22 protein-coding genes are annotated in these 22,287 nt (G+C 60.6%); 11 read left to right on the top strand and 11 right to left on the bottom strand.

Going from position 1 to position 22,287, the window contains the following annotated elements; genetic code table 11:
* Positions 1 to 9: 9 nt before the first annotated feature.
* From CKW30_RS02220 to ppk2, 4 genes are all read right to left on the bottom strand, one after another.
* Positions 10 to 1,383: a cytochrome ubiquinol oxidase subunit I gene (locus CKW30_RS02220; RefSeq protein ID WP_095179699.1), complete on the bottom strand. Its 1,374-nt coding sequence runs from the start codon at positions 1,381 to 1,383 to the stop codon at positions 10 to 12.
* A gap of 3 nt (positions 1,384 to 1,386) precedes the next feature.
* Positions 1,387 to 1,776: a VOC family protein gene (locus CKW30_RS02215; RefSeq protein ID WP_095179698.1), complete on the bottom strand. Its 390-nt coding sequence runs from the start codon at positions 1,774 to 1,776 to the stop codon at positions 1,387 to 1,389.
* A gap of 23 nt (positions 1,777 to 1,799) precedes the next feature.
* Positions 1,800 to 2,015 carry a hypothetical protein gene (locus CKW30_RS02210; protein ID WP_095179697.1) on the bottom strand — a complete coding sequence of 72 codons (216 nt, stop codon included), beginning with the start codon at positions 2,013 to 2,015 and terminating at the stop codon, positions 1,800 to 1,802.
* A 704-nt stretch (positions 2,016 to 2,719) separates the two neighbouring features.
* Positions 2,720 to 3,535: a polyphosphate kinase 2 gene (gene ppk2, locus CKW30_RS02205; protein WP_095179696.1), complete on the bottom strand. Its 816-nt coding sequence runs from the start codon at positions 3,533 to 3,535 to the stop codon at positions 2,720 to 2,722.
* A gap of 190 nt (positions 3,536 to 3,725) precedes the next feature.
* Between ppk2 and CKW30_RS02200 the strand changes: the two genes are divergently transcribed.
* The 3 genes from CKW30_RS02200 to msrA all read left to right on the top strand — a co-directional run bounded on the left by CKW30_RS02200 (position 3,726) and on the right by msrA (position 7,529).
* Positions 3,726 to 5,852, top strand: coding sequence for a TonB-dependent receptor domain-containing protein (locus CKW30_RS02200; protein WP_095179695.1), 2,127 nt, complete (start codon positions 3,726 to 3,728; stop codon positions 5,850 to 5,852).
* 238 nt (positions 5,853 to 6,090) lie between these two features.
* Positions 6,091 to 6,876, top strand: coding sequence for an enhanced serine sensitivity protein SseB (gene sseB, locus CKW30_RS02195; RefSeq protein ID WP_095179694.1), 786 nt, complete (start codon positions 6,091 to 6,093; stop codon positions 6,874 to 6,876).
* Between the two features lie 146 nt (positions 6,877 to 7,022).
* Positions 7,023 to 7,529 (top strand): peptide-methionine (S)-S-oxide reductase MsrA, encoded by a 507-nt coding sequence (gene msrA / locus CKW30_RS02190; RefSeq protein WP_016774420.1) that lies wholly within the window; start codon positions 7,023 to 7,025, stop codon positions 7,527 to 7,529.
* Positions 7,530 to 7,547: 18 nt separating this feature from the next.
* Here the strand turns inward: msrA and CKW30_RS02185 are convergent, their stop codons facing one another.
* Positions 7,548 to 8,765, bottom strand: coding sequence for an MFS transporter (locus CKW30_RS02185; RefSeq protein WP_076563247.1), 1,218 nt, complete (start codon positions 8,763 to 8,765; stop codon positions 7,548 to 7,550).
* 130 nt (positions 8,766 to 8,895) lie between these two features.
* Here CKW30_RS02185 and CKW30_RS02180 point away from each other — a divergent pair, with 130 nt between their 5' ends.
* A complete protein-coding gene (locus tag CKW30_RS02180) occupies positions 8,896 to 9,519 on the top strand; it encodes a TetR/AcrR family transcriptional regulator (RefSeq protein ID WP_056785092.1) in 624 nt (207 codons plus the stop codon).
* Between the two features lie 5 nt (positions 9,520 to 9,524).
* Here CKW30_RS02180 and CKW30_RS02175 read toward each other — a convergent pair whose 3' ends face one another.
* Positions 9,525 to 10,751, bottom strand: a complete 1,227-nt coding sequence (locus CKW30_RS02175; protein ID WP_143497844.1) for an MFS transporter — start codon at positions 10,749 to 10,751, stop codon at positions 9,525 to 9,527.
* A 59-nt stretch (positions 10,752 to 10,810) separates the two neighbouring features.
* Between CKW30_RS02175 and CKW30_RS02170 the strand changes: the two genes are divergently transcribed.
* Positions 10,811 to 11,812: a cupin domain-containing protein gene (locus CKW30_RS02170; protein ID WP_371857501.1), complete on the top strand. Its 1,002-nt coding sequence runs from the start codon at positions 10,811 to 10,813 to the stop codon at positions 11,810 to 11,812.
* 39 nt (positions 11,813 to 11,851) lie between these two features.
* On the opposite strand, the gene CKW30_RS02165 is transcribed toward CKW30_RS02170, so the two are convergent.
* The 3 genes from CKW30_RS02165 to CKW30_RS02155 all read right to left on the bottom strand — a co-directional run bounded on the left by CKW30_RS02165 (position 11,852) and on the right by CKW30_RS02155 (position 14,112).
* Positions 11,852 to 12,484, bottom strand: a complete 633-nt coding sequence (locus tag CKW30_RS02165; protein ID WP_095179693.1) for a carboxymuconolactone decarboxylase family protein — start codon at positions 12,482 to 12,484, stop codon at positions 11,852 to 11,854.
* Positions 12,485 to 12,624: 140 nt separating this feature from the next.
* Complete coding sequence (locus CKW30_RS02160) at positions 12,625 to 13,059, bottom strand: cyclophilin-like fold protein (RefSeq protein WP_224787240.1); 435 nt, start codon at positions 13,057 to 13,059, stop codon at positions 12,625 to 12,627.
* Between the two features lie 24 nt (positions 13,060 to 13,083).
* Positions 13,084 to 14,112: an alpha/beta hydrolase gene (locus CKW30_RS02155; RefSeq protein ID WP_095179692.1), complete on the bottom strand. Its 1,029-nt coding sequence runs from the start codon at positions 14,110 to 14,112 to the stop codon at positions 13,084 to 13,086.
* 134 nt (positions 14,113 to 14,246) lie between these two features.
* Between CKW30_RS02155 and CKW30_RS02150 the strand changes: the two genes are divergently transcribed.
* Positions 14,247 to 15,155 (top strand): LysR family transcriptional regulator, encoded by a 909-nt coding sequence (locus CKW30_RS02150; RefSeq protein ID WP_095179691.1) that lies wholly within the window; start codon positions 14,247 to 14,249, stop codon positions 15,153 to 15,155.
* 201 nt (positions 15,156 to 15,356) lie between these two features.
* On the opposite strand, the gene CKW30_RS02145 is transcribed toward CKW30_RS02150, so the two are convergent.
* Both CKW30_RS02145 and CKW30_RS02140 read right to left on the bottom strand, forming a co-directional pair.
* Positions 15,357 to 15,599 (bottom strand): hypothetical protein, encoded by a 243-nt coding sequence (locus CKW30_RS02145; RefSeq protein ID WP_095179690.1) that lies wholly within the window; start codon positions 15,597 to 15,599, stop codon positions 15,357 to 15,359.
* A gap of 223 nt (positions 15,600 to 15,822) precedes the next feature.
* Positions 15,823 to 16,740 carry a LysR substrate-binding domain-containing protein gene (locus tag CKW30_RS02140; RefSeq protein WP_024012668.1) on the bottom strand — a complete coding sequence of 306 codons (918 nt, stop codon included), beginning with the start codon at positions 16,738 to 16,740 and terminating at the stop codon, positions 15,823 to 15,825.
* A 194-nt stretch (positions 16,741 to 16,934) separates the two neighbouring features.
* Here CKW30_RS02140 and CKW30_RS02135 point away from each other — a divergent pair, with 194 nt between their 5' ends.
* From CKW30_RS02135 to CKW30_RS02115, 5 genes are all read left to right on the top strand, one after another.
* Positions 16,935 to 17,684, top strand: a complete 750-nt coding sequence (locus CKW30_RS02135; RefSeq protein ID WP_073474913.1) for an SDR family NAD(P)-dependent oxidoreductase — start codon at positions 16,935 to 16,937, stop codon at positions 17,682 to 17,684.
* 100 nt (positions 17,685 to 17,784) lie between these two features.
* Positions 17,785 to 19,083: an MFS transporter gene (locus CKW30_RS02130; RefSeq protein WP_095179689.1), complete on the top strand. Its 1,299-nt coding sequence runs from the start codon at positions 17,785 to 17,787 to the stop codon at positions 19,081 to 19,083.
* 17 nt (positions 19,084 to 19,100) lie between these two features.
* Entirely contained in the window at positions 19,101 to 19,949 is an 849-nt protein-coding gene (locus CKW30_RS02125; RefSeq protein WP_095179688.1) for a transketolase, read from the top strand.
* Entirely contained in the window at positions 19,946 to 20,974 is a 1,029-nt protein-coding gene (locus CKW30_RS02120) for a transketolase family protein (protein ID WP_071171997.1), read from the top strand. The genes CKW30_RS02125 and CKW30_RS02120 overlap by 4 nt, the downstream gene beginning before the upstream one ends.
* A 61-nt stretch (positions 20,975 to 21,035) precedes the next feature.
* Positions 21,036 to 21,995 carry an alpha/beta hydrolase gene (locus tag CKW30_RS02115; RefSeq protein WP_095179687.1) on the top strand — a complete coding sequence of 320 codons (960 nt, stop codon included), beginning with the start codon at positions 21,036 to 21,038 and terminating at the stop codon, positions 21,993 to 21,995.
* Positions 21,996 to 22,287 lie beyond the last annotated feature (292 nt).

The raw sequence follows: 22,287 nt of genomic DNA, 5'->3' as shown, positions 1-22,287 counted from the left end.
TGCGACTCCTCAGTGCCCGGTTTCGTCGGCAAGGGTGGGCTGCGGCTCGAGTTGGTCCTGCTGCGGCGGCTCGCGCAACAGGCGCAGCAACACCCACAGACCGATGCCGAAGATCAGCAGATAAAACAGCAGAATCAGCCACGTCGACCCGACGACTTGAGCCCTGGACACCGACGACAGACTGTCCGCCGTGCGCATCAATCCGTAAACGGTGAACGGCTGTCGCCCCACTTCGGTGACTACCCAGCCGCTGAGCATCGCCAGAAACCCGGCCGGTGCCAGCAGCACGCACGCGCCCAGCCAGAGCCGCGCCGTGTACAGGCGATTCCGTCGGCGCAGGATCAGGCTGACCACACCCTGCCCAAGCATCAACAGCCCCAGCCCGACCATCAGCCGGAACGCGAAAAACACCGGCGCCACGGGCGGGATGTCCTCAGCCGGAAATTCATCAAGCGCGGCGATGGTGCTGGTCAGGTCATGCTGCAGGTAGAGGGAACCAATGCGCGGAATCGCCACCTCCCAGTGGTTGCGGCGCTCTTGCATATCCGGCCATGCGAACAGCCGCAGTGGCTCCCCTGCCCCTTGAGCCGGGCGCGTCCACGAGCCTTCGATGGCCGCCACTTTCTGCGGCTGGGCTTGCAAACTGTGCCGGCCATGCAGATCGCCGATAACAATCTGCACCGGCATCAGCAGCGCAATCACCCACAGCGCCATGGAGAATTGCAGGCGAGCACGCGGGTTTTCCGGGGCCTTGCGCAATTGCCAGGCACTGATCCCGGCAATCAGCGTCGCGCTGCCGATGAACACGGCAAGCAGCATGTGCGCCAGGCGATAGGGAAACGAAGGGTTGAAGATGATTGCCCACCAGTCCTCGGCAAGGAACCGCCCGTCCGCGCCAATCGAATAGCCGGCCGGGGTTTGCATCCAGGAGTTGGCAGACAGAATCCAGAACGCGCTGATCAGCGAGCCCACCGCCACAGCGCAGGTGGCAAAAAAGTGCAGACGCGGGCCGACTTTCTTCAAGCCGAAGAGCATGATGCCAAGGAAACCCGCTTCGATGAAAAACGCCGCCATCACTTCATAGAACATCAGCGGACCGAGGACATCACCGGCCTGCACCGATAGCCGTGACCAGTTGAGGCCGAACTGATACTCCAGAATCAATCCCGACGCCGTGCCCACTGCGACATTCAGCGCAAACACTTTGAGCCAGTAGCGATAGACATCCAGATAAACCTGACGCCCGGTCCTCAACCACAACGCCTCCAGCACCATGAGGAAATTCGCCAGACCGATGCTGAACGCCGCCAGCACGATGTGAAAGCTGATCGTGATCGCGAACTGGGCGCGGGCGGCCATCAGGGCCGAATCAACAGGCTCCATCCATCAGCCGCTGTAGAACACAGCCAGCTTGTTGCCTTCGGGGTCGCGCAGATAGGCCACGTAAAAGTCCGGCGTATAGGCCTCGCGAGTGCCAGGCGCGCCTTCGTCGCTGCCGCCATGGTCGAGCCCGGCCTTGTGCACCTGATCGACCTTATGCCGCGAGTCGGCGCGAAACGCCGGCATCATGCCGTTGCCGGGTGTCGCCGGCTCACCATTGAACGGTTGCGAGATGTGCACACTGCCGGGGCCGTTGGACTTGTCGATGCAATCGGGCAGGTAAAAACAGTAGTGTTCTTCGCGATCATGCCGGTAGCCGAGCGGCGTCAGAATCGCCTCGTAAAAAGCTGCCGAACGCTCGACGTCGTTGGCGCCGATAAACAGATAACTGAGCATGGGACGTCCTCCGATGACAGCTGTCAGCGCTGTGGCTGTTCTTGGTTCAAGGTGAAAACGTTGCCGGCGTCACGCACCAACTGGCGCCATTCGGCACTGGTGATCAGGCCTTGCTCCTCCATCTGATCCGCAGCCTTGAGCAGCTCGTCATATTGCTGTTCCGGATCCAGATCGCCCTCGGCCTGCTCTGCCATCTTGCGCCATGCCGCCAGTGATGCCTGCTTTTGCTGATCGAACATACCGGTATCTCCTGAGGGACTTACCCGGTAGAAAAATCAGCGCGAGAGAGGTTCAGGGCAGACGACGGATGGACGGTTGATGCGCAAAACCTTGTCGGAGTGAGCCTGCTCGCGATAGCGGTATATCTGTCAAATTAAATTTGAATGTTCCTCCGTCATCGCGAGCAGGCTCACGCCCACAGAAAAGCAAAATCAAAAGATCGCAGCCTTCGGCAGCTCCTACAGTTGGATCGCGTACCAGCTCAAGAACAGGTCGGCTGTCAGGCCGCCTTCGCGAGCAGGCTCGCCTACAAAGCAAACGCAAAGCAGCGCAGCTGCCCGCGGCGAAGCCGCACCACTCAACAATGAGCGCAAGCTCGAGTGCTTTTGATCTTGACTCACCGGCGACGTCGGAAGGCTGAGTGGAGGGATTGATCCGGGCGTGGGAGCGCAGCGACCGTACGACGCAGTCGTACACAGCGAGTGTAGGTGCAGCGAAGCAAACCGGAGCCGCTGCGCCAGGATCGATCCCGGAGCGAAGGAACCCGAGCCTGCGAGGGCCGAACGCAGGAGCAAAGCGTTTTGGTTACTTTTGGGCGTCTGCAAAAGTGACCCGCTGTAAGAGCGGAACCGCCAGCCGCAACACCCGAAAAAACGGATATACACCCAAAACCCCAAGAGCCTGGTCGGCCCAAAGGCCGCCACGCCCAAAAAACCCGCAAATGTCAAAACCGCTCCGCCACCCGCTTGTACGCATAATCCGGCTCCCGGTACTTGCCCGGCTTCTGCCGTTTCGGCAACTCGACCTTGTCGCGCTTCACCTCTTCATAGGGGATGCGACTGAGCAGATCAGTGATGATGTTCAGCCGCGCACGACGTTTGTCATTCGAGTCGGCAACCCTCCACGGCGCCCAATCGGTGTCGGTGTGCTTGAACATTTCGTCCCGCGCCCGTGAGTAGTCATACCAGCGGCTGTAGGACTTCAGATCCATGGGTGTCAGTTTCCAGATCTTGCGCCCGTCATTGATTCGCGCTTCGAGCCGGCGGGTCTGTTCCTCCGGACTGACCTCAAGCCAGTACTTGAGCAGGATCACCCCCGAATCGACGATGGCGTTTTCCACCCACGGGATCGACTTGAGAAACTTGTCGGCCTGCTCCTCCGTACAAAAACCCATGACCCGTTCGACACCGGCGCGGTTGTACCAACTGCGGTCGAAAATCACCACCTCGCCGCCCGCCGGCAGATGCGGCAGATAGCGCTGTACATGCATCTGACTTTTTTCTCGATCGGTTGGCGCCGGTAATGCCATCACGCGGAACACCCGTGGGCTGACGCGCTCCGTGATCGCCTTGATCACCCCGCCCTTGCCCGCACCGTCGCGCCCTTCGAAAACAATACAAACCTTGACACCTTTGGCGATGACCCACTCCCGCAGCTTGACCAGCTCAACGTGGAGCTTGCGCAGCTGTTCGAGATAGTCCTTGTTTTTCAAGCGCGGACGTTCGATTGCCTTTGCAGGTTTCTTCTTGTCTTTCGCCATGAACCTGTCCTCGCGCTTCAACAGCCCGCTGAATTTGTTTATTGACCCGAAGGGCCTGATCCGTGAGGTTAGTTCACGCCCGGTTGTTTGCCATTGCCGGGCAAAAAAGCCCTGTCGCCATGTGTTTCCTGAGGTTGTTCCGACGTCGCACTGTTCATTGCCCGATCCCCTGTTTGCTGGAGTTTTTTCGATGCCGTCGTCCAAATCATTGCCCACTGCCCTGCTCGGTCTGGCCCTGGCCTGCCCGGCGATGGCCGAGACCCAAGGTCTGGAGCTGGGGCAAGTGCTGATTTCGGCAGATGAGCGCAGTGGCAGCGATGCAGCGGTCGAAGAAGCGCGGGAACGCCTTGAGCAGGTTCCCGGCGGCACCAACGTGGTCGACATGCGCCAGCCGATTCAGGGCCGCGTTGCCAGCAATCAGGATGTGCTGGCCTATCAGCCGGGGGTGTATGCACAGTCGGCGGGCAACGAAGGCGTGAAGATTTCCATCCGTGGTTCAGGCATCAACCGCGCACCCGGTGCCCACGCCTCGGGGCTCTACACGATGCTGGATGGCTTGCCGCTGACCGGCCCCGGCGGCACGCCGTATGAATTGCTCGAGCCGTTGTGGGTCGACCATGTCGAAGTGCTGCGCGGCGCCAACGGCTTCGATCGCGGCGCGCTGGCACTGGGCGGCGCTATCGATTACGTCAGCCACACCGGTTACACCGCGCCAAAGCTGCAAGTGCGCTACGCCACCGGCAGCCATGGCTATCAGCAGCGCCAGGTCAGCTCCGGGCAAGTGCTGGGAGATTTCGATTACTACATGTCCCTGACCGATGCCAACGCCGACGGCTATCAGGACCACACCGCCAGCGAGAGCAAAGGCCTGATCGCCAACTTCGGCTATCGCTTCAACCCGAATCTGGAAACCCGCTTCTACTTTCGCTATCGCGAAACCGACAACGACCTCGCCGGTCGCGTGACCAAGCATTCCATCGAACACAGCCCACGGGCAGCCAACCCGGCGTATGTGGCCCGCGATGACAGCCGCAAGCAGCCCGGCAGTACGTTCATCGGCAACAAGACCACGTTCTACCTCGATGACGATTCGAGCATCCAGACCGGCCTCGCCTACCACGACTACCCGATGGATCTGCGCGAAGGCCCCAACCGGCTGAAGGTGGCTTATACCGACGTTAGCGGCACCTTCGACTACAAACGCCGCGACACTTTGTTCGGGATGGAAAGCCGCAGCAATGTCGGCCTGCGCGTGACCAAGCACCTGCCCAACGATGGCGCCAGCGAGTTCGTGCGCATCCCGAGTGGCAACACCGCCAGCTATGCCCCCGGCACGCGGATGCGTAATTTCACTTATCAGGGTTCAGATACCGTGCTGCATTTCGGCAATGACCTGGAAATTGCCGACGACCTCTGGCTGACCACCGGCCTAGCCGCGATCTACACCCGCCGCGAAAGCGCCGTGACCTATCCGCAGGGCGGCGGCAAGACCAGTCTCAGCGACTGGGACTATGCACCGCGCATCGGCCTGCGCTACCAGATCACCCCGGACGTGCAAGTGTTCGGCAACCTCAGCCGCTCCGTCGAAGCACCGCACCCGTGGTCGCTGATCTACAGCTCCAACGTGCGCTTCCCTGGCGGCAACGGCGCCGCCACCGGCACCCAGCGCGACCCGGTCGAACTGCAAAACCAAACCGCTACCACTCTGGAACTCGGCGGCCGTGGCGACAGCCATTTGGGCGAATGGAGCCTGGCCTGGTACTACGCGCAAGTTCGTCACGAACTGCTCTCGGTACTGCCGGACGCCAACGCCGTCACGCCCTACGAACTCAACGCCAGCCCGACCGTGCACCAGGGCATCGAGGCCAGCCTCAACAACAAACTCTGGACCGCCGCCGACGGCCGCCAGTTGAGCTTGCGCCAGGCCTACACCTTCAGCGACTTCCACTACCGCGACGATGAGCGCTTCGGCGACAACCGCTTGCCGGGCCTGCCGATGCATTATTACCAGGGCGAACTGCGTTACGACTGGCCGCAGGGCTTCTTTGCCGCCGTGAACACGCAACTGGTCTCCAAAGTTGCCGTGGACTACGCCAACAGCTACTACGCCGATCCCTACGCCCTGTTCGGCGCCACCCTGGGCTACAACGCCCCGAAGGGCGACTGGCAAGGTTGGGTCGACATGCGCAACCTGACCGGCAAACGCTACGCGGCAACGGTCACGCCGGGGTATGACGACAAAGGTCTGGATGCTGCGCGGTCGACTCCGGGTGAAGGGATGGGGGCTTATGTTGGGGTTTCGTGGAGTTTGCTATAAGACCCAACGCGAAATTCAAATGTGGGAGCGAGCCTGCTCGCGAAAGCGGTGTATCAGCCGTGAGTTATTTCAACTGACACGACGCCTTCGCGAGCAGGCTCGCTCCCACAGTTGGCTTTGTGGTGTGGGTTAGAACGACGCAGGATTCGAATCTCTGGACGAGTATCATCGTGACAGCACGTCTCATCGGACCGACCAGATAATCATCGCTCTCCATTGAAAATAACGGACTGACCTCATGGATACTTCCCAAGAAAACCCTCTGGAAACATCGCTCCGACTGGCGGCCGATGAACCTGCGCATCGCCCTGAGTTCTATCGCACCCTGCTGGATTCCACTGTCTACATCCTCGGCACCGCCGGTGCGGCGCAAGGTCATGTCAATCTCGAAGCCGGCAGCAACATCAGCATCGCCCATTGGCAGAAGCCCGATGGCACGCCGGTCATTCCGTTCTTCTCCTCGCTGCCAACGCTGCAACAATCCATCGACAGCGAGCAGAGCTATGTAGAAATCCCTGCCCGATCATTGTTCGAAATCACGCTGGGCGCGCTGCTCTTTCTCAATCCGAAGTCGCCGTACGGCAAGGAATTCTTTCCGGAGGAAGTGCAACGCCTGCTCTCAGGCGAAATCGGCCGGCCCGCCACGCAGCGTACCGTTGAAAAAGAAACCAACGTCTTGCTTGGACAGCCTTCGGACTACCCATCGACGATGGTCCATTCGCTCTCGCAACTGCTGGCCAAACACGCCAATGTGAAACGCGCGTTCCTGGCGCTGATGCACGACCCCTCGGTTGATGAAAAACCGCACTTGATCGTCGGCATCGAAGCGGATGGCGATATCGAACAGGTCATGCGCGAAGCCGGCAATGTCGCTGCGGACACAGCCCCTGATGGCGGGCCGGTTGATTTTTGCCGCGTGCTGACGGGACAAGCCGGGCTGAGTGATTACTTCCTCAGGGAGACCAAACCGTTCTACGAGCGCAAGTCACCGAGCAAGCTGCGTTCGTTCTTTGGCTTTGGTTGAATACGATCTGATGAAAATCGCAGTCGCCTGCATGTCGCTTGATCAGCAGGCCAGTGGTCGATTCTCATGAGCGTGACCTTGGATTCTCTCAACCCGCCCTCATAACAGTGGGTATCCCCCCATCGTCTCGAGAGGAAGCACACACCATGACCACTCAAACCGAAACTGCCATTCTCGCCGGCGGCTGCTTCTGGGGCATGCAGGATCTGTTGCGCCGCTATCCGGGTGTGCTGAAAACCCGCGTCGGCTATACCGGCGGCGATGTGCCGAATGCGACCTATCGCAACCACGGCAACCACGCCGAAGCCATCGAAATCGAGTTTGATCCGGCCGTGATCAGCTACCGGCAGATCCTTGAGTTCTTCTTTCAGATCCACGACCCGAGCACGCCCAACCGTCAGGGCAACGATCTTGGCCCGAGCTACCGGTCGGCGATCTACTACCTCAACGACGAGCAGCGCGCCGTCGCTGAAGACACCGCCGCCGACGTCGACGCATCGAAATTGTGGCCGGGCCGAGTGGTTACGGAAATAGAACCGGCCGGGCCATTCTGGGAAGCGGAACCCGAGCATCAGGATTATCTGGAGCGGATTCCGAACGGCTACACCTGCCATTTCATCCGGCCTAACTGGAAACTGCCGAAGCGCGGTTGAAGAAACTGCTGGCGGGGTTCAATGCCCCGCCACCACCGAAGCTTCTACAGAGCGCGGGCCCGACTTGAAACCGTGGGCCCGGGCACCCCAGGCAATGGCGAAGGCGATAGCGACCAGTGCCAGCATGGCCCACGGAAATGAGGTAACGCCCCACTGATCGAGCAGCACGCCGCCGACGACACCGCTGCCAGCGATCGCGCTGTTCCACGCCACTACGTTCAACGACAAGGCGACATCCGCTCCGTCGCCCGCCGCATCAGCCAGCGCCGTTTGCAACAGCGTCGCCGCGCCGCCAAAGGTTAAACCCCATGCCGCCACGCCGAGATAAATCACCTCTGGGCTGCCTCCGCCAAATCCCAGCGCCACGCAGACGGCGGCAAAGGTCGCCAAACTCAGCAGAACCGTCGAACGCAGCAGCGGCTCGACCAGCTTCGCCGTCAGCCATATCCCGACCAGAGCGGCGATGCCGAAGCTCAACAACACCACATCCACCCGCTCGGCCATGCCCGCCGGCGCCACGAACGGAGCGATATAGGTGTAGAGAATGTTGTGCGCCAGCATCCAACTGATCACCACTGCTAGCACAGGACGCACGCCCGGGGTAGTCAGGACTTTGCTCAGCGATAGGCGTTGATGGGCCGGCTGCGGCGGGTAGTCGGGCACTTTCACCAGTACCCAGACGATCAGTACCAAGGTCAGCGCCGACATCAGACCGAATGTAGTGCGCCAACCGACCAGCCCACCGAGCCACGTACCCAGAGGCACGCCCAGCGACAGCGCAATCGGTGTGCCGACCATCGCCAGCGCCAACGCCTTGCCCTGCTGTTCGGGCTCAACCATGCGTCGCGCATAGCCGGCCAGCAGACTCCATGCCAGACCCGCCGCAACCCCGGCGAAGAACCGCGCGACCAGCGTCACGCCGTAATGCGACGACAGCGCGGTAATCGAATTGAACAGCAGGAAACCGACAATCGTCAGCAGCAGCACGTTGCGGCGCCGCCAGCCCCGGGTGGCGATGGTCATCGGGATCACCGCCAGTACGGAACCCAATGCGTACGCGGTAACCATTTGCCCGGCCATGGACGGCGAAATCGCCAGGCCTTCACTGATCAACGGCAACAGGCCCGCCGGCAGGGTTTCGGTGACGATGCAGATGAAGCCAGTCATGGCCAGCGCCAGCAAAGCGCCGATGGGCAGACCTTTTGGCGTAGCCGTTAACGTGATTGAAGGTGTCACTGGAAGCTCCTCGAAAAAACCGACTCAGATTTAAATACCGATCGATCTAGATCCTGAGGGTGCATGCGCAGCGTTGTCAACAATTTCTGTATCGACTAGTCTTTATATTAAATCAATGAGGAGTCAGGTCATGGCGAGAACCGGTCGCCCCCGTCAGTTTGATCGCGACGACGCCGTCGATCAGGCTTTGCAACTGTTCTGGCAACACGGCTACGACGCGACATCGCTGGCCCAATTGAAGGCAGGCCTGGGTGGCGGTATCTCTGCACCTAGCTTCTACGCCGCGTTCGGTTCCAAGGAAGCGTTGTTCGATGAATGCGTGCAGCGTTATTTAACCACCTATGCGCAAGTCACCGAGTGCCTGTGGGACGACAGCCTGCCACCACGCCAGGCGATCGAGACCGCTTTGCGCCAGTCGGCACGCATGCAGTGCGACGACACACACCCCAAGGGCTGCATGGTTACCCTCGGCGTCATGAGCGCACCGAGCCCGGAAACCGCCCATGTGGCGCAAGCCCTGACCCACTCAAGGCAGCGCACCCGTGCCGGCATTCAAGCCTGCGTCGAACGCGCTGTGAATGCCGACGAGCTGGCCAGCGGCACAAGTGCGGCGGCGATGGCGACGGTATTCGACAGTTTCCTGCAGGGCATATCCATCCTCGCCAGAGACAACACCGCGCTGGATAACATTGATGCTGCTATCACTCAGATCATGCAAATCTGGGAAATTGCCGCCACGCGTAAGGCGGATTGATCAAATCACAAATGCACCGGTGCCACCGGCGCCGAACCCGGCTCCGGCACATCGACATTGACCTTCAGGGCAATCAGCAGCGCGGCCAGCAACATCAGAATTCCAGCTGCTACAAACACGCCATTGATGCCGCTGAAACTGAACACCGAACCGCCGGCGGCAGCGCCTGCGGCAATCGCCGACTGCACCGATGCGACGACCATGCCGCCTGCGCTTTCGGCCTGATCGGGTATCGATCGCGCCACCCAGTTCGACCATGCCACCGGCACGCCACCGAAGGCCATCCCCCACAGAGCCAGAAGCAACGCCTGCCCGGTGAGCGACGCCGGTAACCCGACCAACGCCAGAGCAGCAACGCCCACCAACACCGGCATCAGCACCAGTGTTGCGCGTGGATTGCGCTGCAACAGCCAGCCAGCGAACAGCGTGCCGGCAAAGTTCGCCACGCCGAAACCGAGCAGCATCAGCGCCAGCGTCTGCGCGCCGACTCCGGTGGTGCTTTCCAGAAATGGCCTGATATAGGTGAACAACGCGAAGTGGCCGGTGTGCACCAATCCACAGCCGAACATGCCAATGGCAATGCCCGGTCGCAGCAAAACCTCAAGCATCGTACGCAGGCGTGACGGTCGATGCGGCGCCAGACTCGGTAACGTGAACATTTGAAAGACCAGCGTCACCACGCCCACCGCCGCAGCTGCGAAAAACGCACTGCGCCAGCCAAACTGGCCGCCGAGATAACTGCCCAATGGCACCGCGACCACGGTCCCCACGGCGATCCCGCTGAAGATGATCGATAGCGCCCGTGGCAGCAGCGCCGCCGGCACCAGGCGCATCGCCACGGCCGCCGCCATGCTCCAGAATCCGCCCAGAGCTATGCCCAAAAGGATGCGCATGATCAGCAACACTGCGAGGCTCGACGACAGCGCCACCAGCAGATTCGACGCGATCATCAGTACCGAGAAACCGAGCAAGACCAGCCGCCGATCAAGACTGCGCGTCAATCCAGGTACGAGCAATCCGGCAAAGAGCGCCACCAATGCGGTCACCGTCACTGCTTGCCCGGCCAGCGCTTCGCTGACGCCGAGATCCAGCGCCATTGGTGTCAGCAGGCTGGCCGGCAGATATTCTGCGGTGAGTAAACCGAACACACCCATCGCCAGTGAGAAAACCGCCATCCACGCAGGAACCATCGGCTCCTCTTCAGCTCGCCCATCACCTACACGTTCATTCATTTCCAGACTCCCTCGGACATTTCGAGAGGGCAGTCTATTGACGGCAAACCGGATGATCTATGATGCGCAGTCTTGAACTTCTGATCGAAACCCCGAACATGAGCAGCACTGATTCCTTTTCACTGTCATCAGACCTGATCACTGAATTGCTGCGCAGCATGCGTCTGCGTGGCGTGCAGTATCGGCGGATCCACGCCGGTCCGCCGTATGGTCTGGGTTTCAGCGACAAATCGGGCCATGCGTATTTCCACTTCGTTGCCGCTGGATCGACGGTGTTGCGACTGGAGGACGGCAGCCTTTACGAGTTGGCGGCGGGCAATGCGGTATTCATTGCCCATGGTGCAGCGCACCAGTTGCTGTCACACCCAAACGCCGAAGTGCAGGACATTGACAGCGCCGTCGCCGCGCCACTCGGCGATACGGTCTGCGCGGTGCAGGTCGGTCACAGCGCCGTTTCGCCCGATAGCGCCCTGCTCTTCAGTGGCTGTATGGAGTTCGAGCTCGGCAGCCTGCAGGGCCTCGGTCGGCTGATGCCGGGACTGATGCTGATCGACGCCGGCGGCCAGCGTTATCCGGGGCTTATGCCAATTCTTGCGACCATGGAACGCGAAGTCAGCGCAGCGCGCATCGGCTTCGCCGGCATTCTCGCTCGCCTTGCCGACGTAGTGGCGGCAATGATTGTTCGTGGCTGGGTCGAATGCGCTTGCGGCAATGCCTCCGGTCTCGTCGCCGCCCTGCGCGACCCTCGTCTGTCGAAAGCTTTGCTGGCCCTGCACCAACAACCGGGGCGCGACTGGAGCGTCGCCGAGCTGGCAACGCTGTGCAACACCTCACGCTCGGTCTTCGCCGAACGCTTCCAGACCACCCTCGGCACCCCGCCGCTGCGCTACGCCACCGAACTGCGCATGCGCTTGGCCAGTCAGTGGCTGACACTGGAAAGACTGCCGATCGAAGAAGTGGCGCAGCGCTTGGGCTACACCTCCCAAGCGGCGTTCAGTCGTGCGTTCAAGCGGATAACGGGAAGCTCACCGGGAGCGAGTCGGCGCCAGCGCGCACTGTAGAAATTGCGTTAACAGGGCGGCAATGAATCCGAGCCGCCCTCACCGCTGGATTTTCCCCAGCCCCGCACCCACCCGCTCAGCAGCCTGCAAATCCCCACGCGCCTCCAACTCCTGCGCTACTTGCAGCAACTGCTCAACCGTCATTCCCACATTCAGACTGATCTTCAAATGCGACTCCAGCTGCGATTCCACCCCAGCCATTGCCGCCAGCGCGCCAACCGTCGCCAGTTCCCGATCCGTCCATGCCAGGTTGTCGCGGGCGAAGATGTTGCCGAACAAGTGCACTTTCAGGAACTGATCGATCGCCGGGGCGAATTCGAACAGTGGGCCGGACACTGGCGCACCGACCAGACGAGTCTGATTGTCGGTGCCGAGTTCGGTGAGCGCATATCCCGACGGAACCGGACCCGGCTCGCGTCCCGGCACGTCTTCGATGCCCCGAGCAGCGCGTTCCTGCAAAACCTTCATCAGCAATGACAAGGCGTTGAGGCTGCGCGGGAACCCGGCGTAGGCGTACAGCTGCACCAGAATTTCCTTGGTCTCGCTGATGCTCAGCCCGGCATCGAGACCACGATTGAGTGCGTCGTGCAAACGCGGCATGTCGCCGATTGCAGCGTTGGCGGCAATCGGGGCGATCGCCAGTTGCTTAAGCGTCAGAGGTTGTTCTTGCATGATCGGTTTCTCCGGTGATCGGGAAGGATTGGCGCACAGAGGATTCACGCAGGCTGCGCTGGCGAGGACCGCGCAGCCGAGAGCCACAATGCGCAGAAGGCGCGGCTGATGCAGGTTTTCAGCTTCATCAATGAATCTCCTCACTCATCCAGCGTGAACGTCACCCGCACATCGCCACGCCCCAAGGTCTCGGCCAAGTCCTGCGGCCGGTCGATGCGACCAAGCCGCGAATAGCGGTAAGACGAATCGAAGGTTTTGTAGAAGACCACCAACGTATCGTCGCCATACAAAAGGAAATCGCCGTTGTGGATCGTGCCCGGCCGATAGGGCTGCGTGGGCAAGGGCGGCTGCACGGTGGCGTATTTTTCGTTGCTGTGCAGGTCGACCATGTTCAGGCTCAGCGGCAATCGCGTGAGCAATTGCCGAGTGCTCGGGTTGTCCTCAAGAGCAATGGCAAAACGGTGTTCTCCGACGGTCATCCACATCGTGGTCTCCTCCGGGTTAGCAGCAGACTGAGCAAAGGGCAGCCATGCCATCAGTACGAATCCCTTCCAGCCGTTGGCAAAAATCCGCATCGCTTTGCTCCGTCGCGTTGAAAGTTACTTCAGGTTGCTCTTGAAGAACTGCGTCAGCTTGGCAAAAGGAATCAGCTCGGCCCGGTCGTACAGATCGACATGACCGGCATTCGGCACAATCACCAGTTCTTTCGGCTGCCCCGCCAACCGGAACGCCTCTTCGCTGAACTCACGGGAGTGCGCATCGGCACCGGCAATAAACAACATCGGGCGCGGCGAGATGCTCTCGATATCGACGAATGGATAGAAGTTCATGAACTTGGTGTTGCTGCTCAGCGTCGGGCGCGTGGTCTGTTGCGGCGTCGAGCTGGCCGGGGTGAATTCGCCGCGCGGGGTGCGGTAGAAATCGAAGAATTCACGCTGGATCGGATGGGTGTCGGCCTTCAGTTCCAGCACCGTGCCGCCGGTGTATTCGACCTTGCCGCCAGTAAACTCGGCGTAACGCTGCTCGGCCGCTTGCGCAATGATCTGCTTGCGCTGCTCAAGGCTTTGCGAATGCTTTAGGCCGTCACGGTTGGCGGCGCCCATGTCGTACATGCTGACCGTGGCGATGGCTTTCATGCGCGGGTCGATTTTCGCCGCGCTGATCACGAAGCTGCCACTACCGCAAATGCCCAACACGCCGATGCGCTCGCGGTCGATGAATGGCCGTGTGCCGAGGTAATCGACGGCCGCGCTGAAGTCTTCGGCATACATGTCCGGCAGCACGGCATTGCGCGGCGCGCCCTCGCTTTCGCCCCAGAACGACAGATCCAGCGACAAGGTGACAAAGCCCTGCTCCGCCAGTTTCTGTGCGTACAGATTGGCGCTCTGCTCCTTTACCGCGCCCATCGGATGACCAACGATAATCGCCGCGCTACGCGCTGCCGGGTCGAGTCCTTTAGGGACAAACAGGTTGCCGACCACGGTGAGTTGATATTGATTTTTGAAGCTGACCTTCTGCACGGTCACCTTATCGCTCTTGAAAAAATTGTCAGCACCGTGGGACATGTCAGCTCCGAATGCAGTGAATGAACTCAGGAGAAACCCGAGCAGTATGAACAGTCGTTTCATGGGGGCGTCCTTGATCGAGAAGCCAGTCGTGGCCGGGATGAAGGTATTGTTGCGCACGCTCGAGACTTTGATTAGCTAATGAGTGCTTAATGCGGTTATAAACTCTGCTAATCAATAAACCCGAGCGCGCGCCCATGGCCAAACCCAATTTCAACGACCTGCTCGCCTTCGTCACGGTTGCCCGCAGCGGCAGCTTCACCCGCGCGGCGGTGCAACTGGGCGTGACGCAATCGGCGGTGAGCCAGGTAGTCTCGGCGCTGGAGGCACGTCTGAAAATTCGCTTGCTGACCCGCACTACGCGCAGCGTGTCACTGACCGCGGCCGGCGAACGCCTGTTGCACACCGTCGGGCACCGTTTCGATGAAATTGAAGCCGAGCTGGACGCCCTGACCGAGTTGCGCGACAAGCCCGCTGGCACGGTGCGCATCACCTGCGGCGACAACATCATCAAGACCACCCTGCTGCCCAAGCTGACGCCACTATTGCTGCAATATCCGGACATCAAGCTCGAGTTCGATATCAACTACGGTTTCCGCGACATCGTGGCCGACCGCTTCGATGCCGGCGTGCGTTTCAGCGATACCGTCGCCCAAGACATGATCGCCGTACCGATCGGCCCGCCACTGCGCATGGCCGTGGTCGCTTCGCCCAGCTACTTCGCCCAGCACCCCGCCCCGCAACATCCGCGCGATCTGGCGGCGCACCGCTGCATCGACATCCGCTTTCCGACCTACGACGGTGTCGATGCCTGGGAATTCGAGCGCCAGGGCAAAAAGCTGAAAGTACGGGTCGACGGGCAACTAGTGTTCAATTCCACCGTGCACATCGCCGACGCGGCTGTGAACGGGTTAGGGATTGCCTACCTGCCTGAAGACGAGTTCGGTACGCACCTGGCTGAAGGGCGTTTGGTCAGAGTGCTGGAAGACTGGTGCGAACCGTTCGGTGGCTTCCACCTCTACTACCCCAGCCGCCGCCAACCGTCGCCGGCGTTTTCACTGGTGGTGGATGCGTTGCGCGTGGTGAGAGACCCAGCCCCTTTGTAGGAGCGGGCCAGCTCGCGATAGCGTCGGCACATCCAATAGAATAAGTGCCTGACCCAGCGCTTTCGTGAGCAGGCTCACCCCCACAGGGTTTAGCGGCAGATCCCGGAAATCAATCGATTCACAAATCCAATGTGGGAGCGAGCCTGCTCGCGAAGACGCCAGACCAGGCAAATCATCTCTGCATGCCACCCCGCGCGCGCCTCACAACTTCGACACATCCCCGGTAGCCTCGGCAATCGTCGCCAAGGTTTCCTCCATGCTGGCGATGTCTTCTTGCAGCTTTTGAAACACCAGATCCAGCGACTCGGGGGCGTCCACGGTCTGATGACCACGCAGCGACTCGACGCTACTGCTCTCCACGTGCTGAAGAATGTCCACGCTTTCTCGCAGTGCCAACAGCTGATCGAAGATCGCGGCAATCTGCGCCTGGCTGCGGGTGCTCATCGCTTCCCCGGCTTACAGATCAGTGATCCCCATCCCAGACATGTGATGACCATAAATCAGCCCCTTCTAAAGAAACGATGAACACAGAAAACAACAGCCTGCTCAGCCTTTGGTTTTTCGCGGATCGGCAGTGCGCGGTAAAGTGCGTTCTTGCGTGAATGATCAAGACCGATAATGGATTGACCTTGAGCGGTTCAGAGAGTTTGAAAGAATTAATCCCGACTCAATACGCGAACTCGTGGCCCAACTCGCTCTCCATCCACGCCAGAAAACGCCTGACCCGTGGAAAGCTGGAGTGCGCCTTGGGGAAAACCAAATGGTGCGCCGCCACCGCAGCACTCAGTGATTCAGGCGCGACTTCAACCAGCGTGCCCGCGGCCAAATACTTCTGCGCCAGCAATGTGCTTTCCAGCGCGAAACCCAAGCCATGACTCGCCGCTTCCAGCGACATGTATGAACGATCGAAGCTCAATGCGTATGGCCGTTCCGGACGCGCCAGACCATGCTGGGCAAACCATTGCGGCCATTTGAGCAGAGTGGCTTCCGACAGAATCAGATCGCACTCCAGCAGATCCGCCGCGCCGCGCACCGGGCGCTGCGCGAGCAGTTTCGGTGAAGTCAGCACCGCGAACGTCTCATTCCTGACCGTGCGCACCTCATAGCTTGGCCAGTTCGGCAGACCATGGCGGATATCGACGTCGATCTTGTCGCGACTGAAGTGCAGCGATTCATACGAGCACGACAGGTTGATCTGTATGTCCGGATGACTGGCGCGAAACGCTTCCAGGCGCGGCATCAGCCAGAGCAGGCCGAAGCTTGGCGATGAGTGCAAGCGCAGGCAATCGAGGCTGACATCGCTGGCCGCACGCTCGGTGGCAACGGCGAGGCTGTGCAGAATCCCGGAGACTTCCTTGAGGTATTGCTCGCCGACCGGCGTCAGCGAGACGCCCCGAGCAGCGCGAACGAATAATTGCCGGCCGATCATCCCTTCGAGTTTCGCCAGTTGATGGCTGACTGCCGAGGGCGTCAGGTCCAGCACTTCTGCTGCCCTGGCGACGTTGCCGAAGCGCGCGGTTTGCTCGAAGGCCTGAATTGCTTTCAGCGGTGGCAGGATGATCGATGCCTCAGTGTCTGAGCGCATGGGGACTCCGTGGTGATTTCTTGTGATGTACGGACCGGTTTCATTCAAGCATTTGCGAAACGGCCTGACGAGTGCTGAATTTTTTTCAGCATTGAGTGACTTCCGCGTTATTGCTCACGCTCGCCCCGGAGGACAAGCTGAGTCATCGGTTACTTACACACCGACCCAATAAAAACAATTCGAGGGAATCCTCCATGCTTCTTCAAGGCAAAGTCGCAATCATTACCGGTGCCGCATCTGCCCGTGGCATTGGCCGCGCTACCGCCAGCACATTTGCGCAACACGGCGCTCGCGTGGTCATCCTCGATCTGGATGCATCCGCAGCACGTGACGCCGCCGCAGCACTGGGCGAAGGTCATCTGGGCCTGGCGGCCAACGTGGCCGACGAAGCGCAGGTTCAGCAAGCCGTCGCCGCCATCATCGAGCACTTCGGGCGCATCGATATTCTCGTCAACAACGCCGGCATCACCCAGCCACTGAAGACTCTGGATATTCGCCCATCGGACTACGACAAGGTGCTGGACGTCAGCCTGCGCGGCACTTTGCTCATGTCCCAGGCGGTGATTCCGCTGATGCGCCAACAGTCTTCCGGCAGCATCGTCTGCATGTCGTCTGTGTCTGCCCAGCGCGGCGGCGGCATCTTCGGTGGCCCGCATTACAGCGCGGCCAAGGCCGGTGTGCTGGGGCTGGGCAAGGCCATGGCGCGGGAATTGGGGCCGGACAATATCCGCGTCAACTCCATCGCCCCGGGCCTGATTCACACCGACATCACCGGCGGCCTGATGCAGGATGACCGCCGCCACGCCATCATCGAAGGCATTCCGCTCGGGCGCCTGGGTCAAGCGCAGGACGTCGCCAACGCCGCGCTGTTTCTGGCCAGCGACCTGTCCGCTTATCTGACCGGCATCACCCTCGATGTGAACGGCGGCATGCTGATTCACTGAGTAACTCTGGGCGGGCCTGCGTGGCCCGTGCGGTTCTGGATCGATGACGCAGCCGGGCCTGATGGCCTGGCGGTCAATAAAAACAAGAGATCAGACCATCATGACTACCCTGTCGCTCGAAGCGGTTTCGACCGTGCGTTCTTCTGCCTATCGCAAAACGGCCTGGCGGCTGATGCCGTTCCTGATGCTGTGCTACCTGTGCGCCTATCTGGACCGGGTCAACGTCGGTTTCGCCAAGCTGCAAATGATGAACGATCTGGCCCTCAGCGAAACGGTCTACGGACTGGGCGCCGGGGTGTTTTTCATCGGCTATTTCCTTTGCGAAGTGCCCAGCAACATCATCCTGCACAAGGTCGGCGCGCGAGTGTGGATTGCGCGGATCATGATCACCTGGGGCATCGTCTCGGCCCTGTTCGCCTTCGTTGAAACCGCCTGGCAGTTCTACGCGCTGCGCTTTCTGCTGGGGATTGCCGAAGCCGGTCTGGCGCCGGGCCTGCTGCTCTACCTCACCTACTGGTTTCCGTCCTATCGGCGGGCGCGCATGACCGTGTTGTGGTTTATCGCCATTCCGCTGTCAGGCATGGTCGGTGGCCCGCTTTCGGGCTGGATAATGAACCACTTTGCCGGTGTGCACGGCTGGGCCGGCTGGCAGTGGATGTTCGTTTTGGAAGCGGTGCCCACGGTCATCGTCGGCCTGCTGGTGCTGAGTTATCTGAAGGACGGCGTGCATCAGGCGACCTGGCTCAATGACGAGGAAAAAGCGCTGATCACTCGCGAGCTGGCCGAAGACGACCAGCAAAAGGTCACCCATGCCTCGGTCGGCGAGTTCATTCGCGACCGGCGCTTGTGGCTGCTGGCGGCGATCTACTTCTGTGTGGTCATGGGCCAATATGCGATCACCTTCTGGCTGCCGACACTGGTGCGCAATGCAGGCGTTTCCGACCCGCTGCACATCGGGTTCCTGACCAGCCTGCCTTACCTGTGCGCCATCGCCGCCATGCTGCTGGTCGGCCGCAGTGGCGACAAACATCGCGAGCGCCGCTGGCATCTGATCGTGCCGATGATCGCCGGTGCGATCGGCTTGAGCCTGGCAGCGCTGATGGGCGGCAATCCGACCTTGTCGATCCTCAGCCTGTGCCTGGCCGCCTCCGGCATTCTCTCCGCCACCTCGTTGTTCTGGATGCTGCCCACCACGCTGCTTGGCGGGGTATCTGCGGCCGCCGGCATCGCGGCGGTCAACAGCTTCGCCAACCTCGCCGGGTTTTGCTCGCCCTATCTGATCGGCTGGATCACCACCCTGACCGGTTCCAGCGCCATCGGCATGTACCTCATCACCGGCGTGCTGTTCCTCGGCGCGAGCCTGGTCCTGCGTATTCCTGCCGCTTTGGTCAATCGTTGAGTCAACGGAGTTTCATCATGACGACTAATCTTGCACACGCTGCATCGCTGAGCCTGACCCAGCGCGCGCACAACATTCGCCGCCATGCACTGCGCATGGGCCAGGTTCAGGGCCAGGGCTATGTGGGCCAGGCCCTCGGCGCGGCTGACCTGCTGGCGGTGTCATACTTTCATGCGATGAACCATCGCCCGACAGATCCCGAATGGGAGCAACGCGATCGCTTCTATCTCTCCATCGGCCACTACGCCATCGCGCTGTACGCAGCGCTGATCGAAGCCGAGATCATTCCCCTCGACGAGCTGGAAACCTACGGTTCGGATGACAGCCGCCTGCCGATGTCGGGCATGGCCGCCTACACCCCGGGGATGGAAATCACCGGCGGCTCGCTGGGTCAGGGCCTGGGCATCGCAGTCGGCGCCTGCCTGGGCCTCAAGCGCAAAGGCTCGGCCTCGTTCGTCTACAACCTGCTGTCCGATGGCGAACTCAATGAAGGCTCGACCTGGGAAGCGGTGATGTCGGCTTCGCACTGGCAGCTCGACAATCTGATCGCCATCGTCGACGTCAACAACCAGCAGGCCGACGGTTACTCCAGCGAGATTCTCTCGTTCGAACCCATCGTCGATCGCTGGCAAGCCTTCGGCTGGTTTACCCAGCGCGTCGACGGCAATGACCTCGACGCCCTGGTCGCTGCATTCGATGCCGCGCGCAATCACCCGGGCGGGCAACCGCGCGTGATCATCTGCGACACGAAAATGGGCAAAGGTGTGCCGTTTCTGGAGAACCGGGAAAAGACCCACTTCATTCGCGTCGAAGAACACGAATGGGACCTGGCACTGAGCAACCTTGAAGAAGGAAAAGACCAATGAGCAACGCCGCCAACACTGCGCCTTCGACTGCTACTGGCGCGCCGGTGAAAAAGCGCCTGACCACCTCGGCGATGATTGCCTCGATTGCCTCCGAGGGCCAGGCGACCCGCTCGGCACCGTTCGGCCATGCGCTCGCAGCGCTGGCAGATCAGCGCGCGGACATCGTCGGTCTCTCTGCGGACCTGTCCAAGTACACCGACCTGCACATTTTCGCCAAGGCGCATCCGGAGCGTTTCTATCAGATGGGCATGGCCGAACAGTTGCTGATGAGCGCTGCGGCGGGCATGGCGCGTGAGGGTTTCGTACCCTTCGCCACCACCTACGCGGTGTTCGCCTCGCGCCGCGCTTACGACTTCATCTGCATGGCCATCGCCGAGGAAAACCTCAACGTCAAAATCGTCTGCGGCCTCCCCGGTCTCACCACTGGCTACGGGCCGAGCCACCAGGCCACCGATGACCTGGCTATTTTCCGCGCCATGCCCAATCTGATGATTGTCGACCCGTGCGATGCGCTGGAAATCGAACAGGCCGTGCCGGCCATCGCCGCTCACCAAGGCCCGGTCTATATGCGCTTGCTGCGCGGCAATGTGCCGTTGGTGCTGGACGAGTACGGTTATAAATTCGAGATCGGCAAGGCCAAGACCCTGCGCACGGGCAACGACGTACTGATCATCTCCACCGGGCTGATGACCATGCGCTCACTGGAAGCGGCCAAGCAATTGCAGGCCGACGGCATTGATGTGGCCGTGCTGCACGTGCCGACCATCAAGCCGCTGGATGAACAAACCATTCTCGCCGAAGCGCGCAAATCCGGGCGTCTGGTGGTCACCGCCGAGAACAGCTCGATCATCGGCGGTTTGGGTGAGGCGGTTGCCGGGTTGTTGTTGCGCAATGGCGTGACGCCCACCTTCAGGCAGATCGCGTTGCCCGACGCGTTCCTCGACGCCGGCGCCCTGCCGACGCTGCATGATCGCTACGGCATTTCGACGCCGGCCGTTTGCGCGCAGATCAAAGCCTGGCTGTAACTCCACCGTGAGCGGCGCCTCCATCCGAGGCGCTCGTTCATTCGCAACCAGGAGGCAGAACGTGAAAGCACATGAACTGCTGGATCCCGACTTCAAAAGCTTTTTAACCCCCGGCGCAGAAGCCTGGACGTTGGAGACGCTGCCCGCGATCAGGAAGCGTGTCCATGCGACATTCAAATCCCGAGAACAAGCGCGCGGTGAAAGCCTATGGACCAAGGCCCACGACGGTGAGGATTTGCGCCTGTGTCTTTACCGGCCTGCCGCCGGGGCACCGGGCGGTAATTTTGCGGTGATCCTGTACATCCACGGTGGAGGTTTCGTCCTTGGTTGCCCCGAAATGGCCGATGACTATCTGGCTAACCTCGCCGAAGAACTTCAGGCGATCATCGTCGCTGTCGATTACCGTCTCGCGCCAGAGCACCCCTTCCCTATTCCCCTGGAAGATTGCTACACCGCCCTCGGCTGGGTTTTCGCCAACCGGCAAACGCTCAACATTGACGCCGACAAAGTAATCGTCATGGGTCACAGTGCCGGTGCAGGTCTGGCAGCAGCGCTGGCCATCGTGGCGCGGGATCGCGGCGAATATTCCATCGCCAGCCAGGTGCTGGTTTATCCGATGCTCGATTACCGTTCGGGCAGCCCGGCCTCGCCTCACCAGAACAGCACGACCGGAGTGATTGGCTGGCCGGCGCAAGCCAACCAGTTCTGTTGGGATTGCCTGCGCGCTGACCAAGCGCTGGATGATCTGCCAATCGGCTGGTTTTCGCCGGCCCTGCAAGACGATCTGCGTGACTTGCCACCGACGTTTCTGGCCGTCGGGGCGCTGGATCTGTTCCTGGAAGAGGACGTTGCATTTGCCATGCGTCTGTCGCGCGCCGGGGCTGCCGTCGAACTGCATGTCTACCCTGGGGCGCCACATATGTTTGATCAGTGCCCCGGCAGTGTTAGCGATCAGTCTGCGCTGGATATCGTCCGATCACTTCGGCGATCGATAGCTAGCGCATTAACTGCTGAGGGATAGAAAGAACCGCTGAAACGGTAAAACAGGATTTCTTATACAAAGCCTTCCCCCCCTTCTACGCTTATTGATTAATACCTTCGCAGACAGGCAGCTGCGGAGGGTGGCCTGCGCTTTGAGAAATTCAATATCGCTTAGCCATCGCTCTCCTCGATTCCGCCCGGATATTTTCCAGCGTCTCTTTGGATAATGTCGAAACCGACACATTTTGTTGCACCCAAAAACCCCTTGGATCCAACGTCCCGACAAACGGTAACGACCTGAATAGAACGAATTTTCAAAGAGACAAACGTGG

The sequence above is a fragment of the Pseudomonas sp. Irchel 3F6 genome (assembly GCF_900187595.1).
In the GTDB taxonomy this organism is placed as follows: Bacteria; Pseudomonadota; Gammaproteobacteria; order Pseudomonadales; family Pseudomonadaceae; genus Aquipseudomonas; species Aquipseudomonas siliginis.
Note: the sequence above shows the minus strand (reverse complement) of the source record. Positions and strands in the feature narration are given on the sequence as shown.

What these genes read in the sequence shown, in the direction of transcription:
- CKW30_RS02220 (WP_095179699.1), bottom strand. Translation starts at nt 1,383, where the DNA reads ATGGAGCCTGTTGATTCGGCCCTGATGGCCGCCCGCGCCCAGTTCGCG.
- CKW30_RS02215 (WP_095179698.1), bottom strand. Translation starts at nt 1,776, where the DNA reads ATGCTCAGTTATCTGTTTATCGGCGCCAACGACGTCGAGCGTTCGGCA.
- CKW30_RS02210 (WP_095179697.1), bottom strand. Translation starts at nt 2,015, where the DNA reads ATGTTCGATCAGCAAAAGCAGGCATCACTGGCGGCATGGCGCAAGATG.
- ppk2 (WP_095179696.1), bottom strand. Translation starts at nt 3,535, where the DNA reads ATGGCGAAAGACAAGAAGAAACCTGCAAAGGCAATCGAACGTCCGCGC.
- CKW30_RS02200 (WP_095179695.1), top strand. Translation starts at nt 3,726, where the DNA reads ATGCCGTCGTCCAAATCATTGCCCACTGCCCTGCTCGGTCTGGCCCTG.
- sseB (WP_095179694.1), top strand. Translation starts at nt 6,091, where the DNA reads ATGGATACTTCCCAAGAAAACCCTCTGGAAACATCGCTCCGACTGGCG.
- msrA (WP_016774420.1), top strand. Translation starts at nt 7,023, where the DNA reads ATGACCACTCAAACCGAAACTGCCATTCTCGCCGGCGGCTGCTTCTGG.
- CKW30_RS02180 (WP_056785092.1), top strand. Translation starts at nt 8,896, where the DNA reads ATGGCGAGAACCGGTCGCCCCCGTCAGTTTGATCGCGACGACGCCGTC.
- CKW30_RS02175 (WP_143497844.1), bottom strand. Translation starts at nt 10,751, where the DNA reads ATGAATGAACGTGTAGGTGATGGGCGAGCTGAAGAGGAGCCGATGGTT.
- CKW30_RS02170 (WP_371857501.1), top strand. Translation starts at nt 10,811, where the DNA reads ATGATGCGCAGTCTTGAACTTCTGATCGAAACCCCGAACATGAGCAGC.
- CKW30_RS02165 (WP_095179693.1), bottom strand. Translation starts at nt 12,484, where the DNA reads ATGCAAGAACAACCTCTGACGCTTAAGCAACTGGCGATCGCCCCGATT.
- CKW30_RS02160 (WP_224787240.1), bottom strand. Translation starts at nt 13,059, where the DNA reads ATGCGGATTTTTGCCAACGGCTGGAAGGGATTCGTACTGATGGCATGG.
- CKW30_RS02155 (WP_095179692.1), bottom strand. Translation starts at nt 14,112, where the DNA reads ATGAAACGACTGTTCATACTGCTCGGGTTTCTCCTGAGTTCATTCACT.
- CKW30_RS02150 (WP_095179691.1), top strand. Translation starts at nt 14,247, where the DNA reads ATGGCCAAACCCAATTTCAACGACCTGCTCGCCTTCGTCACGGTTGCC.
- CKW30_RS02145 (WP_095179690.1), bottom strand. Translation starts at nt 15,599, where the DNA reads ATGAGCACCCGCAGCCAGGCGCAGATTGCCGCGATCTTCGATCAGCTG.
- CKW30_RS02140 (WP_024012668.1), bottom strand. Translation starts at nt 16,740, where the DNA reads ATGCGCTCAGACACTGAGGCATCGATCATCCTGCCACCGCTGAAAGCA.
- CKW30_RS02135 (WP_073474913.1), top strand. Translation starts at nt 16,935, where the DNA reads ATGCTTCTTCAAGGCAAAGTCGCAATCATTACCGGTGCCGCATCTGCC.
- CKW30_RS02130 (WP_095179689.1), top strand. Translation starts at nt 17,785, where the DNA reads ATGACTACCCTGTCGCTCGAAGCGGTTTCGACCGTGCGTTCTTCTGCC.
- CKW30_RS02125 (WP_095179688.1), top strand. Translation starts at nt 19,101, where the DNA reads ATGACGACTAATCTTGCACACGCTGCATCGCTGAGCCTGACCCAGCGC.
- CKW30_RS02120 (WP_071171997.1), top strand. Translation starts at nt 19,946, where the DNA reads ATGAGCAACGCCGCCAACACTGCGCCTTCGACTGCTACTGGCGCGCCG.